This window comes from Lactobacillus ultunensis DSM 16047 (genome assembly GCF_001436305.1).
In the GTDB taxonomy this organism is placed as follows: Bacteria; Bacillota; Bacilli; order Lactobacillales; family Lactobacillaceae; genus Lactobacillus; species Lactobacillus ultunensis.
The window spans coordinates 1-276 of the sequence record NZ_AZFO01000095.1; the positions used below are offsets into that span (position 1 = coordinate 1).

1 protein-coding gene is annotated in these 276 nt (G+C 41.3%); it reads left to right on the forward strand.

Going from position 1 to position 276, the window contains the following annotated elements; all coding sequences use genetic code 11:
- Positions 1 to 276: IS110 family transposase (locus FC57_RS10515; RefSeq protein ID WP_156655827.1), on the forward strand; the 276-nt coding region annotated here is incomplete at both ends.

The window sequence follows — 276 nt, forward strand, 5'->3', positions numbered from 1 at the left end:
TAAGCATCCGCAAATAATCTTTGAAGCTACAGGAGTCTACTCGCGCAGACTGCAAGCCTTTCTTGAAGATTATGGCTATGAGTATGTCATTCTTAATCCGCTTAAAGCTAAAAAGGAAATGGACCTCGGCTTGAGACACAACAAGACTGATAAAACTGATGCCTATCATTTAGCCTTGATTCAAAGGCTTCATCATCATCCGGTCAATCAGCTTCAATCCCCAATTTATAAGCAGCTTAATTCACTGAGCCGTTTCTATGATCAGCTGACAAGCGA